This window comes from Gordonia sp. L191 (assembly GCF_030077625.1).
Taxonomy (GTDB): domain Bacteria; phylum Actinomycetota; class Actinomycetes; order Mycobacteriales; family Mycobacteriaceae; genus Gordonia; species Gordonia polyisoprenivorans_A.
In genome coordinates this window covers 5,251,040-5,266,171 of sequence record NZ_CP125996.1, presented here as the reverse complement: position 1 = coordinate 5,266,171, position 15,132 = coordinate 5,251,040, and the positions used below count along the sequence as shown (strand labels likewise).

The 15,132-nt window shown below is 67.0% G+C and carries 11 protein-coding genes; 6 read left to right on the top strand and 5 right to left on the bottom strand.

What is annotated here, in order from left to right:
- Positions 1 to 214 precede the first annotated feature (214 nt).
- Positions 215 to 1,855 carry an FMN-binding glutamate synthase family protein gene (locus QNM97_RS23660; RefSeq protein WP_283823309.1) on the bottom strand — a complete coding sequence of 547 codons (1,641 nt, stop codon included), beginning with the start codon at positions 1,853 to 1,855 and terminating at the stop codon, positions 215 to 217.
- 113 nt (positions 1,856 to 1,968) lie between these two features.
- On the bottom strand, positions 1,969 to 2,397 hold the full coding sequence (gene arr / locus QNM97_RS23655) for an NAD(+)--rifampin ADP-ribosyltransferase (protein ID WP_283820582.1): 429 nt from the start codon (positions 2,395 to 2,397) through the stop codon (positions 1,969 to 1,971).
- A 283-nt stretch (positions 2,398 to 2,680) separates the two neighbouring features.
- Here arr and QNM97_RS23650 point away from each other — a divergent pair, with 283 nt between their 5' ends.
- The 3 genes from QNM97_RS23650 (at position 2,681) to QNM97_RS23640 (ending at position 7,809) form a co-directional block, all read left to right on the top strand.
- Complete coding sequence (locus QNM97_RS23650; RefSeq protein WP_283820581.1) at positions 2,681 to 3,292, top strand: hypothetical protein; 612 nt, start codon at positions 2,681 to 2,683, stop codon at positions 3,290 to 3,292.
- 129 nt (positions 3,293 to 3,421) lie between these two features.
- Entirely contained in the window at positions 3,422 to 6,037 is a 2,616-nt protein-coding gene (locus tag QNM97_RS23645) for an ABC transporter ATP-binding protein/permease (RefSeq protein ID WP_283820580.1), read from the top strand.
- On the top strand, positions 6,034 to 7,809 hold the full coding sequence (locus QNM97_RS23640) for an ABC transporter ATP-binding protein (protein WP_283820579.1): 1,776 nt from the start codon (positions 6,034 to 6,036) through the stop codon (positions 7,807 to 7,809). Before QNM97_RS23645 ends, QNM97_RS23640 begins: the two co-directional genes overlap by 4 nt.
- Here the strand turns inward: QNM97_RS23640 and QNM97_RS23635 are convergent.
- Positions 7,806 to 8,198 (bottom strand): hypothetical protein, encoded by a 393-nt coding sequence (locus tag QNM97_RS23635; protein ID WP_283820578.1) that lies wholly within the window; start codon positions 8,196 to 8,198, stop codon positions 7,806 to 7,808. The genes QNM97_RS23640 and QNM97_RS23635 overlap by 4 nt on opposite strands.
- An 87-nt stretch (positions 8,199 to 8,285) precedes the next feature.
- On the opposite strand from QNM97_RS23635, the gene QNM97_RS23630 reads away from it, so the two are divergent.
- The 3 genes from QNM97_RS23630 (at position 8,286) to QNM97_RS23620 (ending at position 12,282) form a co-directional block, all read left to right on the top strand.
- Positions 8,286 to 9,758 carry an alpha-amylase family protein gene (locus tag QNM97_RS23630; protein ID WP_283820577.1) on the top strand — a complete coding sequence of 491 codons (1,473 nt, stop codon included), beginning with the start codon at positions 8,286 to 8,288 and terminating at the stop codon, positions 9,756 to 9,758.
- Positions 9,759 to 9,836: 78 nt separating this feature from the next.
- Positions 9,837 to 10,949, top strand: a complete 1,113-nt coding sequence (locus QNM97_RS23625; protein WP_283820576.1) for a ferredoxin reductase — start codon at positions 9,837 to 9,839, stop codon at positions 10,947 to 10,949.
- A 94-nt stretch (positions 10,950 to 11,043) separates the two neighbouring features.
- Complete coding sequence (locus QNM97_RS23620) at positions 11,044 to 12,282, top strand: fatty acid desaturase family protein (RefSeq protein ID WP_283820575.1); 1,239 nt, start codon at positions 11,044 to 11,046, stop codon at positions 12,280 to 12,282.
- A gap of 770 nt (positions 12,283 to 13,052) precedes the next feature.
- Here QNM97_RS23620 and QNM97_RS23615 read toward each other — a convergent pair.
- Together QNM97_RS23615 and QNM97_RS23610 are read right to left on the bottom strand one after the other, a co-directional pair.
- Positions 13,053 to 13,961 carry an AurF N-oxygenase family protein gene (locus tag QNM97_RS23615; RefSeq protein ID WP_006368876.1) on the bottom strand — a complete coding sequence of 303 codons (909 nt, stop codon included), beginning with the start codon at positions 13,959 to 13,961 and terminating at the stop codon, positions 13,053 to 13,055.
- 86 nt (positions 13,962 to 14,047) lie between these two features.
- Positions 14,048 to 14,917, bottom strand: a complete 870-nt coding sequence (locus QNM97_RS23610; RefSeq protein ID WP_283820574.1) for a phosphatase PAP2 family protein — start codon at positions 14,915 to 14,917, stop codon at positions 14,048 to 14,050.
- Positions 14,918 to 15,132: the final 215 nt, after the last annotated feature.

The window sequence follows — 15,132 nt, the reverse complement described above, 5'->3', positions numbered from 1 at the left end:
TCACATCCAGCCGCCGTGCCCACATCGACCAACCCGGGCGCCCCAGCCTGCACACGAAAACCCATGGTCAGCGACGCGAAACTCGTCGGAAATCCGACATCAACTGATCGGATAGCGGCTCTCCGCATCATCTACACACAGGCACAATGAACCGCTCACCACGGATCGACACAAACGATCAGTATGACGTTTCACCCGGATCCCGGGCACTTCGTCATACTGATCGATTCTTTTCACCCGAGATGCCCGCCGAGGTCCACATCCGGCTGCCCACATACGGCCGAAACGAGTCCGCATCCGCGCGCTCCCAGTCCGCCCGCCACGACGCCGGTGGATCGGTCAGCAGGACACCCTGGTCGAGCCATTCGAAGATCTCGGCGTAGGAGCGCTGATCGGTCGCCGACAACCGCTTTCGGAGCAGGTGCGGGCTCAGTTGGGCCGGGTCGTCGACGCCCATCGACGCCATGATCCGCATGGCCTGGGCGACGGTCGCCTTCTGATAGTTGTAGACGCGTTCGCTCTTGTCGGTGACGTTGAGGGCGCGGGCCCGCTGCGGGTCCTGGGTGGCGACGCCGACGGGGCAGTGATTGGTGTGGCAGCGCTGCGACTGGATGCACCCGACGGCCATCATCATCGCGCGGGCGGCATTCGTGTAGTCCGCACCCTGGATCAGGCGTTTGACGATGTCGTTGCCGGAGGCAACCTTTCCGCTCGCACCTATCCGGATGCGGTCGCGCAGCCCCACGCCGACCAGCGCGTTGTGCACCGTCATCAACCCGTCGGTCAGGGGCAGACCGACGTGATCCTCGTATTCCAAAGGCGCAGCAGCGGTTCCACCCTCGGCACCGTCGACGACGAGGAAGTCCGGGGTGGTGCCCTCGGCGAGCATCGCCTTGCATATCGCGAGGACGTCGATCCGCGAGCCCACGCAGAGCTTGAAACCCACGGGTTTGCCGCCCGACAACTCTCGCAGCCTCGCGACGAAGCGGATCAACTCGCGCGGCGTCGAGAACGCCGAGTGCGCGGCCGGACTCACGCACTTCTGTCCTTGCGGCACACCGCGATAGCGGGCGATCTCGGCGGTCACCTTCGCCGCCGGCAGGACGCCGCCGATGCCCGGCTTGGCGCCTTGGCTCAGCTTGATGTTGATGGCCTTGACGCGGTCGTCGGCGGCTTTCTCCGCGAACGTGTCGGGATCGAAATGCCCGTCGGCGGTGCGGGTTCCGAAGTAGCCGGAGCCGATCTCCCAGAATACGTCGGCGCCCTGGAGGTGAAACGGCGTCAGACCACCTTCGCCGGTCTCGTGGACGAACCCGCCCTTCATCGCGCCTTTGTTCAAGGCGCGCAGCGCATTCGCCGAGAGCGCACCGAAGCTCATCGACGACACGTTCAGCAGCGCCATGTCGTACGGGCGGGTGCAGTCGGGCCCGCCGATACGGACGCGAAACGGCTCGGGCGGATTCTCGATCGGGGCGGTCGAGTGGACGAGGTACTCGTAGCCGGGCCGGTCGATGTCACGCTCGGTGCCGAAGGCGAGCTCGGCGGCAGTGCCTTTGGCGCGTTCGTAGATCAGCGAGCGGGTGTCGCGATCATAGGGCCGGCCGTCGAAGTTCCGCTCGACGAAGTACTGCTGCATCTCCGGGCGCAACGCCTCGAGCAGGAACCGCATGTGGCCGAGCACCGGATAGTTCCTCAAGATCGAATGCCGGCGCTGCGTGATGTCGTAGACGGCCACCGCCGCGAGGGGCACCAGGACCACCGCGGCGACGATCCACGCCCACGACCATTCGACGGCCGCGATCACCGCGGCCACCGCCGCGACAACGAGGACGGCTACTGCGGCAAACCGGACCATACGGTGCCTCATTCTCCGGGCACACCATTTGCAGCCCAACCGGTTTCGGGCTGACGGCGGCCTGGCACGAGTCTAGCCGCCGACGCTGTCGCCGCGGTGCGCACCTGCACCGATCAGTCATAGATCACCGCCGCGCCGCGTCGGCGCAAATCGGCTAGCCCGGCGCGCCGGGCCTCGATCAGCTCGGGAGAGTGCCCCACCCAGTCGGTCAGTTCGCCGACCACCCGCACCGCGTCACGCGAGCGGAACGAGCGGGTCGGGTTGCCGGGGAACTTCTTGTCGGTCACGTTCGGATCGTCCTCGACGGGTCCGGTCGGCTCGACGAGGTAGATGCGGCCCGGTCCGTCGCCGAGAGCCAGCTCGGCACCCCACGCCGCGGCGTCGAGAGTCCGCGTGAAGTAGATGTGGTTGGCGATGCGTCCCTCCTCGTAGTTCGAGCCGTATCCCGGCACCAGGAGGTCACCGGAGTTCAGCACGGCCTTGGTGCCGTGCAGGTAGGCGCCGGACTCGTGTTCTTCGAAGGGTGTCGGAGCAGCGGTCATCAATGGCCTTCCGCGGGCGGGTTGGTGGTGGGTCTGTGCCAGCGCACCGAGTGTGCACCCACCACCGGCCCTTGCCGCAAGCCCCACCTGCGGTCGTATGGTGAAAGGGGAAGCACACTGGTGAAAATGAGAAGCACACCGAGCCGCCGGCACGGCACGAGTAGTGCACTACCTGCGTTTCGCGCTCGCCGGCACCCGTAGTCCCTCGAGATGACCGAGTGGTGCAAATCGGACGGGGGTGTCCGAAGGTTGAGGGGACCGCCCCCGACCCGAGAGAGCACCCATGTCATACCCCGATCCTCGCGCGCAGCGCTCCGCTTTCACCGCCCATCCACCCCATCCCGCGCATGCCCATGGGCCGCAATCATTCTCGTACGGTCCCGACGCCCCGACGGTGATCACCCCGGCCGCGCCACCCGTACCCGGCGGGTACAGTCAGCGTTCCGCAATGCCGATGCCGATGGCGCCGGCGGCCGGCGCCATAGGGGTCTCACCGGCGGTCCGCATCATCGCCGCGCTGATCGCAACCACGGGGGCACTCACCGTGCTCGCCGCGTTCCTTCCGTGGGTCAGCGGATTCGTGACGGTCACCGGCGTCGGCAACTCCGAGGTCGGTGCGACCGACGGCGTCATCACCGTCGTGCTCGGCGGGATCGCGCTCGTCGCCGGCACGGTCAGCACACTTCTCGGCAGGAGGTCGGCCCTGCACTTGATCGCCGGCATCGGCGCGCTGCTTCTCGGCGCCGTCACGGTGCTGATCGCCGCCGCCGACATCTCCGGCGTCGGGGATCTCTCCGCACTCGGCATCACCGTCGGCATCGGTTTGTGGCTGACCCTTCTCGCCGGGATCGTGATGTCGCTCGCGGGAGTTGCTGCGATCGTCAAGCGAACTTGAACGACCGACCCAGAACCCTGTGCACTCCACTCCTGGTTTGTTAGCGTTGCCTAAGCTGCGCGGCATATCGGACGCACGCCCGATACGAGCCGGTCGCACTGAGAACGCAACGACGATGGGGGTGGGCAGATGTCCCGTGGATTCGGGGGAGCGGTCATGCGTGCGTTCGGCGCGCGCGATCATCTGGCGACGGTCACGAGCGTCGAGCAACGTGCCTCACACCTCGTTCGTGTGCGGTTCCACTCCGACACCCTGTTCTCCGAGGCGCTGACCGGGCCCACCTCGTGGATTCGGGGTTGGTTCCCCGACGACGACGGTCGTGAGCACCAGCGCGGCTACACCTTTGCCGAGGCTGACGCCGACGCAGGGACCTTCGCCCTCGACTTCGTGCTCCACGAGCCGTCCGGCCCGGCTTCGCAATGGGCGCGACAAGCACAACCGGGACAGTCCATCTCGGCGATGTACATGAGTTCGGTGCCGTTCGAGGTGCCCGACGAGAACCCGCCCGCCGGCTACCTGGTCATCGGCGACTCGGCGTCCATCCCGGCGATCAACTCGATCATCGACGCCGTGCCGCACGACATCCCGATCGAGGCCTACCTCGAGCAGCACGAGCCCGCCGACCGCGAGATCCCGCTCAACAGCCACCCGCGGATGCGGCTGCACTGGGTCCCACGCACCGACGCCACCGCACTCGCGTCCGCCCTGGAGTCCCGCGACTGGTCGGACTGGTACGCCTGGGCCGGCCCGGAATCGAACTCGCTCAAAGAGATCCGCAAACGACTCAAGGAGTTCGGATTCCCCAAGTCCGAAACCCACGTCCAGGCCTACTGGGCGCAGGGCAAGGCGATGGGTAAAGAGCGTGACCCCGACGCGGAGTCCCCCGACGGAACCTCCACCGAGGAGACTCCGGTGGTCGAGACGATCGAGCCACCCGCCGCCACCGGTGCGGCCGCTCCCGCCGACGCCGCCCCACAGGGCCAGTGGCGGGCCAACGCCGCGGGCAAACTGCTCGCCCCGCTGAAGCCGACGCTCACCATCGCCGGTGTCCTGCAGGCGATCGTCACGCTGCTCCAACTCGCTCCGTATGTCCTTCTCGTCGAGCTGTCCCGCCGCCTGCTGGCCGGCGCCGACTCCGGACAGCTGTGGTTCGTGGGCACGCTCGCGGTCACCCTGATCGGGCTCGGCATCCTGCTGGAGTCGGCGCTGCTGTTGTGGCTGCACACCGTCGACGCCCGCTTCTCCCGCGATCTGCGCAGCCGGCTGCTGCGCAAGCTCGCACGACTTCCCTTGGGCTGGTTCGGTTCTCGAAGCTCCGGCGGCATCAAGTCACTCGTCCAGGACAACACCCTCTCGCTGCACTATCTGGTCACACACGCGGTACTCGACGCGGTGTCGGCCGTCGTCGCGCCGATCGCGGTGCTGATCTACTTGTTCGTCGTCGATTGGGGGGTGGCACTGTTTCTGCTGTTACCCGTCCTCGGTTACGTGTTCACCATGTACCGCATGATCATCGCGTCCGGCTCCAAGATCCCGGTCGCGCACGCGTGGGAAGAACGGATGAACGGCGAGGCGGCGTCGTATCTCGATGCGCAACCGGTGATCCGGGTGTTCGGCGGCTCGATGGATTCGCGGTTCCGGGCCCGGCTCGAGGAGTACATCGACTTCCTCGAAGAGTGGCAACGGCCCTTCGTCCGTACCAAGACCGTCATGGACCTCGTCACCCGCCCCACGACCTTCCTGTGGCTGATCGCGCTGGTGGGTACGGGATTCGTCATCTGGGGCTGGATCGAACCGATCGATCTCATCCCGTTCCTGTTGTTGGGCACCACCTTCGGCGCCCGTCTCCTCGGCATCGGCTACGGTCTGAGCGGGCTCAAGGCAGGCATGCTCGCCGCGCGCGACATCCAGATCACCCTCGACGAACCCGAACTCGTCACCCGCGACGCCACCCCGCCGCGATCGACCGACCCCGGCGTCGTCTTCGATCGGGTCACCTTCGGTTATCGCCCCGCAGTTCCTGTCCTGCACGACATCTCACTGCATCTGGCGCCGGGGACCGTCACCGCGCTGGTCGGCCCGTCCGGCTCGGGCAAGTCCACCCTTGCGGCGCTGCTGGCCCGGTTCCACGACCCCGGCGCCGGAACGATCCGGATCGACGGTCGCGACATCGCCACCATGGACGCCGACGAGCTGTACCGCCAACTGGGATTCGTGCTGCAGGACACCCAACTCGTCACCGGGACCGTTGCGGAGAACATCGCGCTCGCGGTCCCCGACGCGAGTCGCACGCACATCGAGCAGGCCGCTCGCGACGCCAACATCCACGAGCGGATTCTCGCTATGCCCTACGGCTACGACACCCCACTCGGACCCGACGCCGCACTGTCGGGTGGTGAGCGTCAGAGGTTGACGATCGCCCGCGCCATCCTCGCCGACGCCCCGGTGTTGATCCTCGACGAGGCCACCGCCTTCGCCGACCCGGAGTCGGAGTTCCTCGTCCAGCAATCGCTGAGCCGCCTGGCCGCCGGTCGTACCGTGCTGGTCATCGCCCATCGGCTGCACACCATCGCCGACGCCCATGCCATCGTCGTCCTCGACGGAGGACGGATCGTCGAAACCGGAACGCACCGTGAGCTTCTCGCCGAGCGCGGGACCTACGCGACACTGTGGGCCGCGACCGAACCCGTCCAGCGGGACGCACCGACCGAGCAGGCCGCACCGACCGAGGGAGCCCGCCGATGATCACCACCTTGATCTCGCTGCTGCCGGATCGGTCCCGTCCGGATGTGCGGAAGTTCGTCGCGCTGAGTGTGCTCTCGGTGCTGCTGCGCGCGGTCGGCGTCGTGTTGCTCGTGCCGCTGGTGTCGGCGCTGCTCGACGGCCGCCACGGCGACGCGCTGGTCTGGCTCGCCGCACTGACTGCGGCCACCGTGGCCGGCTGGCTCACCGACTGGGTCGGCTCGCGGGTGGCCTACGACCTCGGATTCACCCTGCTGGGCAGCGGCCAACATGCGCTCGCCGAGCGACTGTCGCGCATCCGGCCGACCTGGTTCGGCGCGGAGAACACCGCCACCGCCCGGCAGGCCATCGCCGCGACCGGACCGGATCTGGTCGGCGTCGTCGTCTATCTGGTGGTGCCGCTACTCGGCGCGATCCTACTGCCGGTGGTCATCGGCCTTGCACTGCTGGCGATCTCGTGGCAACTCGCGCTGGTCGCGCTGGCCGGTGTCCCGCTGCTCCTGGGCGCCCTGTGGGCCAGTGGGGCCATCAGTCGGCGCGCCGACCACGCGGCCGACGCCGCGAATGCCGCCCTGACCGAGCGTGTCGTCGAGTTCGCCCGCACGCAACCGGCGTTGCGCGTCGCGCGTCGTGCCGATCCGGAGCGCAGCCTCGCCGGCGACGCTCTCACCCGCCAACACGGCGCAACGCTGCGGCTGCTGTTGCTGCAGGTCCCCGGCCAACTGCTGTTCGGTCTCGCCGCACAGATCGCACTGTTCGCGCTCGCCGGCACCGCCGCATGGCTCACCGTGCGCGGTGATCTGTCGACAGCGCAGGCCGTCGCGCTGATCGTGGTGGCCGTCCGCTATCTCGAACCGTTCACCGCGCTCGGCGAACTCGCCGGCGGCCTGGAGAGTGTGCGTCTGACCCTGCGGCGCATCCGGACCGTCCTCGATGCCCCGAGGCTGATCGACGGACCGACGTCGCGGCCGGCTCCGACCACGGCACCGCGGATCACGTTCGAGGGCGTCCGATTCGACTACGACGACCCCGAACACCCCGTCCTCGACGACTTCGACCTCGTCATCGAACCCGGCTCCACCACCGCCATCGTCGGCCCGTCCGGATCGGGGAAGTCAACGATCCTCGGACTCATCGCCGGCCTGCATCAGCCGACGTCGGGGCGCATCCTGTTCGACGGCGTCGATGCCGCCGACCTCGATCACGAGTCCCGCCGCGCGCTGACCAGTGTGGTGTTCCAGCAGCCCTATCTCATCGAGGGCAGCATCGCCGACAACGTCGCCGCCGGTGATCCGTCGGCGACACCCGAGCGCCTGCGCAGCGCCACCGCGCTCGCCCGGGTCGACGAGATTACCGACCGGCTGACCGATGGCGTCGATTCAGCGGTGGGAGAAGGAGGTTCGGTCCTTTCCGGCGGTGAGCGCCAACGCGTCAGCATCGCCCGAGCCCTGGTCAAACCCGCTCCCGTGCTGCTCATCGACGAAGCAACGAGTGCCCTCGACAACAGCAACGAACGCGCCTTCGTCGATGCCCTGTCGGCGCAGGACCGCCCACGCACCCGCGTCATCGTCGCCCACCGGCAGGCCGGCATCCGGCGCGCCGACCGGGTCATCGTGCTCGACCGGGGCCGCATCGTCGAGGACGGTAGTCCCGACGAATTGCTCGCCGCGGGTGGACGTTTCACCCGATTCTGGGAGCATCAGAGCGCCGCGGGCCGGTGGAGGCTGACCGGGGTGGGAACGAGCGGCGACGCGGGAACGATCGGCCAGGATTAGCCCCGGCGCGCCACCCAGATCCGCTCCGCTTCTCGCTTGCCGACGACACCGACCAGCGGGATGCGGTCGATCTGATCGACGGTCAGCATCGCCTCCGGACGAGCGATCCGCGCCAGCTCGTCGGCCGTCGGGAGGCCCACCTCGACGGCCGCCTCGCAGAAGTCCCATCCGGTGATGCTGTCGTGGATCCACCGGCGCTGCGCCTCGGGGCGCTGATGATCCTCCGCAACGAACCAATTGGCCACCAGCACCGCCTTGTCGGCGAGCAGGGTCCACATCTTGGTCCGGTCGATCCGCGCATGCGCCTTGGGCCGGGTGATCGCGAGCCAGCGCAGACTCTCGTCCGCCGGATCGAGCACCTGCCAGTACTGCCACCTCAGGTCCACCACCCCCTCAGGGTAAGGACCGCGATCCTTGGGGCCGCCGAACCCGACCGCCGAGGTGGCTGACGGCCAGAGATCTGGCACAGTAACGCTGTGCAGCCCCACCCGGTCATCTACGAGATCAACACCTGGCCGTGGTTGGAGCGGATCGGCCGGCGGCTCGGCCACCCCGTCACCCTCGCCACGGTGCCCGAGGACGTGTGGGACAGCATCGCCGTCGGACCCGTCGACGCCGTCTGGCTCATGGGCGTGTGGCAGCGCAGTCCCGCCGGCGTGGAGATCGCGTTGGCCGACGGCCAGCTCGTCGAGACCTTCCGCTCCGCGTTGCCCGACTACACCTCCGACGACGTCGTCGGCTCGCCCTACTGCATCCGCGACTATGTCGTCGACGAGCACCTGGGCGGGTGCGACGGGCTGGCCACCGCCCGCGCCGCCCTCGCCGCCCGCGGGATCGGACTGATCCTCGACTACGTCCCCAACCATCTCGCGACGGACCACCCGTGGGTCACCGCGCACCCCGAACGCTTCGTCGCCGGAACCGCCGAAGACCTCGCCGCCCGCCCGACCGAGTTCGTCGGGGTCGGCGGGCGGGTCCTGGCCAACGGCCGCGACCCCCACTTTCCGCCATGGCGAGATGTTCTGCAGCTCAACGCCTTCCACCCGGAGACCGTGGACGCCGCGATCGACGAACTGCGCGGGATCGCCGAGCGCTGCGACGGCGTGCGTTGCGACATGGCGATGCTCATGAGCACCGACATCTTCACCCGGACCTGGGGCGACCGGGTCGGACCGGCACCGGCGCAGGACTACTGGACGCGGGTCATCCCCGCGGTCCGCGAGCAGCACCCCGACTTCCTGTTCGTCGCCGAGTCCTATTGGGGTACAGAACAGTTGCTACGAATCCAGGGCTTCGACCACTGCTACGACAAGGCGTTCACCGACGCCCTCGAGCACCATCCGCACGAGGTCGCCCGCCTCATCCACCACGACCCGGACCCCGCCGGCAAGGTGCGCTTCGTCGAGAATCACGACGAGCCGCGCGCGCAATCGGTGTTCGGTCACCGCCACCGGACTGCGGCGCTGACCGCACTCACCCAGCCGGGCGCCCGCCTCGTCCACGACGGCCAGGCCGACGGTCGGACCACCCGCCTACCGGTGCAACTGCGGCGCGAACCTGCCGAACCGGTGGACCCCGACCTCCGCGACTTCTATCGCATCCTTCTGGGCGCGATCAGTGAAAGTCCGATGAGCACAGGCACTTTCGACCCACTGCACATTCACGGCTGGCCGGATCGGCCCACCGGGGGACTGGTGGCCTGGGCGTGGACCGATGCGCGTGACGCCCCAGGCGGCGGGTGCCGCCACCTGATCGTGGTCAACCTCGACGACGCCGCGGCCGCCGGTCGTGTGCAGACCCCGTGGCCGCAGCTCACCGGGTCCACCGCCACCCTCACCGACCTGCTCACCGGCATCGACCATCACCGTCCCGCCGACCCCGACGAGTACGTCTTCGTCATGCTGCCGGGGTGGGGCGCACATCTGCTGGAGGTCCACATCCATCCGTGATGCGGGCAGCCTGGAGTCTGTGATGCGCACCACCAAGTGGGTGTACAGTCGTGCACACACATTGCCGGAGGGAGGCCGATGAATCTTCTCCGCTGGAGCAAACGCCCAGCCGCGGGGGTCAACGCAAAGAACCCGCAGGCCAACGTCGTGCGCGGACTGGTCGCACGGGCCACCACACCGCTACTGCCCGACGACTACCTGCACCTGATCAATCCGCTGTGGTCGGCGCGCGAGTTGCGCGGACGCATCGTCGAGGTCCGCAAGGAGACCGACGTCTCGGCGACGGTCGTCATCAAGACGGGCTGGGGATTCCCCTCGGACTACAAGGCCGGCCAGTACGTCGGCATCGGTCTACAGGTCGACGGACGATGGCACTGGCGCTCGTACTCGCTGACGTCGTTCGGGGAGAACACCGGCGACACCATCTCCATCACCGTCAAGGCCAACCCCGACGGCTTCCTGTCGACGCACCTCGTCGACGGTGTCGCCCCGGGCACGGTGATCCGCCTCGCCGCGCCCAAGGGCGATTTCCATCTACCCGAGCCGCTGCCCGAGTCGATCCTGTTCCTCACCGCGGGCAGCGGGATCACCCCGGTCATGGGCATGCTGCGCTCGATGAGTGCACGCGGCGAGATCCCCGACACCGTCCACGTGCACTCCGCGCCAACCCGCGACGAGGTGATCTTCCTCGACGAACTCGAGTCCCTCGACGAGCAGGTACCGACGTATTCGCTTGCGCTGCAACTGACTCGGTCGGACGGCAAGTTCTCCATCGACGACATCGACGCGCAGGTCCCCGATTGGCGGGAACGGTCCTGTTGGGCATGTGGGCCGGTCGCCTTCCTCGACGAGATCGAGTCGGCGTACTCGGCGGCCGACCTCCGCGATCAGTTGCACATCGAACGTTTCGCCATCGCGCGGACCGACTTCGGCGGCGAGGGCGGCACCGTCACCTTCGCCAAATCCCAGAAGACCGCAGAACTCGACGGTGCCACCACACTCCTCGAGGCCGGCGAGAATCTTGGAATCCAGATGCCCTTCGGCTGTCGGATGGGCATCTGCCAAACCTGTGTGGTCCCGCTGGCCCAGGGGTACGCGCGTGACCTGCGCACCGGAGAGGAACGTCGCGAGGGCGAACGTATCCAGACGTGTATCAGCGCCGTATCCGGGGAATGCACGCTCGACCTGTAGAAGAAACCACTGATGCCGGTCCAGCCCGCGGCCGCATCCCATCACGCGGCACACCTCGCCGCACACCAGTCCGATCATCGGGAGGACGATGCTCATGGCGATCACCGACATCGACACCTATGCCCATCTGACCGAGGCCGACGTCGAGGCGCTCGGCGCCGAACTCGACGCCATCCGACGCGACATCGAAGAATCGCGCGGAGCGGCCGATGCACGATACATCAAGCGCACCATCACCTTTCAGCGAGCACTGGCCGCCGGTGGGCGGGTGGTGTTGCTGTTCAGCAACCGCAAACCCGCATGGCTACTCGGCGCCGGACTGCTCGGCGCAGCCAAGATCATCGAGAACATGGAGCTCGGCCACAACGTGATGCACGGCCAATGGGATTGGATGAACGATCCCGAGGTCCATTCGTCGTCGTGGGAGTGGGACACCACGTGCCCGAGCGTGCAGTGGAAGCACTCACACAACTTCGTGCACCACAAATACACCAACATCGTCGGGATGGACGACGACGTGGGCTACGGAATCCTTCGCGTCACCCGCGACCAGCCGTGGGAATGGTGGAACGTCGGTAACCCGATCTACAACCTGACGCTCGGCACGTTCTTCGAATACGGTGTGGCGCTGCACCATCTCGAGACCGAGAAGCTCCGCAAGAAGGAGAAGACCTACCGGCAGGCGGCCAAGGATCTGCAGATCATCGGCCGCAAGGTCGGCAAGCAGGCCGCCAAGGACTACCTGATCTTCCCGGCGCTCTCGGGTCCGAACTGGCGCACCACGATCACCGCGAACCTGACCGCCAACTTCATCCGCAACTACTGGTCCTACATGGTGATCTTCTGCGGTCACTTCCCCGACGGCGCCGAGAAGTTCACCGTCGCCGAGTACGAGGAAGAGGACCAGCCACGCTGGTATCTGCGACAGATGCTGGGATCGGCCAACTTCCGGGCCGGACCGATCATGCGCTTCATGAGCGGCAATCTCAGTCATCAGATCGAGCACCACCTGTTCCCGGACCTGCCCAGCAACCGGTACGAGGAGATCGGCGTCCGCGTCCGCGAACTGTGCGACAAGTACGACCTGCCCTACACCACCGGCAGCATCCTGAATCAGTACGCGCAGTCGTTCCGTACGATTCTCAAGCTGGCCCTGCCGAATGCGCTCTTGAAGGCGACCTCCGACGACGCCCCGGAGACCGCGTCGGAACTGCGGTTCGCCATCCGTGGCGGTATGTCGAACCACTTTGGCGTCGACCCCGACACCGGCAAACGCCGAGGTCTGCGCACGGCACTACGCGAACTGAAGAAGGCGCCCGTCCAGCCCGCGTAGCCGTCGCTTCCGCGGAATACGAATACAACTTCCACGTGAGCGGGCCGGCACCCGAGATTTCACGGCGTGTCGCCCCGGATCGGTGGAAGTTGTATTCGTATCTCCCGCGGCTCCGGGTTGTCCCGCTGGGTCTTCTTCGACCGATGGTCGAGGTGCGACGAGCCCCCTGGGGCGAGGAGCCTCGAGACCCCCTGAGCCACAAGCGGTCCCAATCCCACGGTCACTCAGATGCCGAGGTTTGCGTACCGCGCGCTTCGTGAACTCGAACAGGCGCCCGTCCAGTCAGCGTCGCCGCGCCTCACGTGGGATGCGAATACAGCTTCCACGTGAGCGGGCCGCCGACCGAGATTTCACGGCGTGTCGCCCCGGATCCGTGGAAGTTATATTGGTATCTCCCGCCGTTCCGGGTCCTCACCGATCGTCGGCGGGGTGTCTCCGTGGAGCTACAAACGATCCCAACCGCATGGCTACTCAGATGCCGAGGTTCGGCGCCGGCTTGCGAGAACCGAAGATGGCGGTGGTCCAGTCAGCGTCGCCGCGCCTCACGTGGGATGCAAATACAGATTCCACGTGAGCGGGCCGCCGACCGAGATTTCACGGTGTGTCGCTCCGGATCGGTGGAAGTTATATTGGTATCTCCCGCCGTTTCGCGTTCCATCACCGACGGGTGGTCGCGCCCCCCGCTGGAGTGTCTACGTCGACCGATGATCTCCGACCGGTGCTTTCCTCGAGACTCCCTGCACCACAAGCATTCCCAGAGCACACACCACTCAGAGCATGTGCACCTTGCGGTACACGCGGGCGGCGGCGGGGGTGAGCAGTCCCACGTCGTCGAGGAACTCCATGAGGTGCGCGCACCCGGTGCGCACCATCGACTGGAAGTGATGGTTGCGCCGCATCTCGCCGATGGCGCGGTGGTGATCGAGTCCGGCGTCGATGTAGGCCTGCGGGCGCACGAGGCTGGTGAAGATGTACGAGGCGGCGGTCGCGAGGTAGAAGGCGCTCCACTGTCGTTTGATGAAGCCGATGTCGCGCACCGACTTCCGCACTTCCTCGCGGGCGAACTTCATGTGTCGTGATTCCTCGAGGACGTGGATCTCGTTGACGGTGCGGATGAACGGCAGCACCCGCTCGTCACGCATGCACCCGCGCTGGAACACGTCGAGGATCTCCTCGGCGACGAGGATGCCCGCGTACGCCACCTCGTCCTTGACCGTCGCCATGAAGAACTTGCCGAAGCGTCCGAGCCGCGGATGCGGTTTGTACGACGTGCCGACCATCTTCTCGCTGGCCTTGGCGAACATGATCGAGTGGCGGCACTCGTCGGCGATCTCGGTGAGCGCGAACTGGAATTCGGGTCGGTGATAGTCGGCGAGGTACTGATCGCGGATGACCACGCCCTGCAGCATCATCTCGAACCAGATCCCGATGCACATGATCGACGCGAACTCGTGGCGAGTGAGCTTGATCCGCTGCTCCTCGGTCATCTCCTCCCAATAGGGAGTGCCGTACAGCGTCGACCATTCGGGGCTGCAACCGTACTTCGTCGGATCCATCGGGGCGTCCCAATCGATCTCGGTCATGGCGTTGCGGGACAGGCGCGCCGCGGATTCGAGGAGACGGGCGGAGACCTCGTCCGGGCCCGAGTCGACGGTGGATGTGAGGGGTGCCACGGTCATGAGTCCATGACAGCATCAACCGTGACATTAGTCAATGGCATCTTCAGGGCGCAGCGTCTGCCCAGACGGAGACCATTGAGCCGCAGTCAGCCCAGCCGTGAGCGATATGCGCACGGGCGATATCCGCCCAGCGCGATACCCATGACCATCGCGACGCCGACCGCCGTCGCGATCTGTCGCGGGTCGCCGTACGACGTGCCGACGATCAGCGGAGTGGCGATGACGGTCACGAGAAACGCCAGGCTGCGCATCAAGAACGAGCCCCGAGGCGTCGGTGAGTCCGCCCACGGATCGGGCAGCAGGGCACCGAGACCGATGACGATGAGCACCGAGATCACCACATCACTGGGTCGGTGCCAGCCGTCGGCGATCAGGCCGAATTCGATGACAGACGCCCACGTCGCACCGAGGGCGACGACGATCGGGCGCAGCCACTTCGGCGACGCGGCGATCAACACCACCACGCACGATGTGACCGCCGCGGCATGACCCGACGGCGCCGAATTGGACGTCTCGGCGATCCAGGAATGCAACCGCGGCCGGACCAGCACACCATCGCGCAGGTAACGGGTGAGCACCACGATGATCACCGGAAAGACCAGCAGCGCAGCGGTTTTGACGAGCGCGATGCCGACTGGCGTACGTCCGGTCACCGCCGGGATCACCGACCCGCCGACGGCAAGCATCGCCGCGATCACCCAGACCCGCGGATCGGTGACCGCCTGCACGGTGAGGATGTGCGGCACATGGGCGACGGCCGAAGCGCGCCGCGCCGCATCGAGGACGTACTGGTCGACGAGCTGTCCCCATGACGTCCGGACCGCGACGCCGTAGACCGCCGCCGCGAGTAGCAGTGCGATGACCGCGGTGACCACCGCCGCGCCGAGGCCCGTCGGCCGACGAGCCTCTCGGCGCGGCGTCACGTCGCCGGGCGGCGTCGTTGCCAGGACACTCATGTGCCCGAGGCTAGGCGACAAATCTGGGAAAAGGCTGGGTCGGGGAATCGGGCGAGTCGCGACACTCCGCATGTTCTCCGACGCCGACGCAGCGCCGCGAAGCACGCCCGAATTTCCCACCGCTGGACATGTTGCATGTCATTCAACACAGCCGTCACACTCTCGAAACAGTCCGAGAGTCTAATCACAGGCAACAAGTTTCCTACGGTGATCCA

Bases quoted from the DNA above. Each gene is read 5' to 3' on its own strand.
- QNM97_RS23650 (WP_283820581.1), top strand. From the start codon at position 2,681: ATGTCATACCCCGATCCTCGCGCGCAGCGCTCCGCTTTCACCGCCCAT.
- arr (WP_283820582.1), bottom strand. From the start codon at position 2,397: ATGACCGCTGCTCCGACACCCTTCGAAGAACACGAGTCCGGCGCCTAC.
- QNM97_RS23620 (WP_283820575.1), top strand. From the start codon at position 11,044: ATGGCGATCACCGACATCGACACCTATGCCCATCTGACCGAGGCCGAC.
- QNM97_RS23660 (WP_283823309.1), bottom strand. From the start codon at position 1,855: ATGGTCCGGTTTGCCGCAGTAGCCGTCCTCGTTGTCGCGGCGGTGGCC.
- QNM97_RS23625 (WP_283820576.1), top strand. From the start codon at position 9,837: ATGAATCTTCTCCGCTGGAGCAAACGCCCAGCCGCGGGGGTCAACGCA.
- QNM97_RS23610 (WP_283820574.1), bottom strand. From the start codon at position 14,917: ATGAGTGTCCTGGCAACGACGCCGCCCGGCGACGTGACGCCGCGCCGA.
- QNM97_RS23645 (WP_283820580.1), top strand. From the start codon at position 3,422: ATGTCCCGTGGATTCGGGGGAGCGGTCATGCGTGCGTTCGGCGCGCGC.
- QNM97_RS23640 (WP_283820579.1), top strand. From the start codon at position 6,034: ATGATCACCACCTTGATCTCGCTGCTGCCGGATCGGTCCCGTCCGGAT.
- QNM97_RS23615 (WP_006368876.1), bottom strand. From the start codon at position 13,961: ATGACCGTGGCACCCCTCACATCCACCGTCGACTCGGGCCCGGACGAG.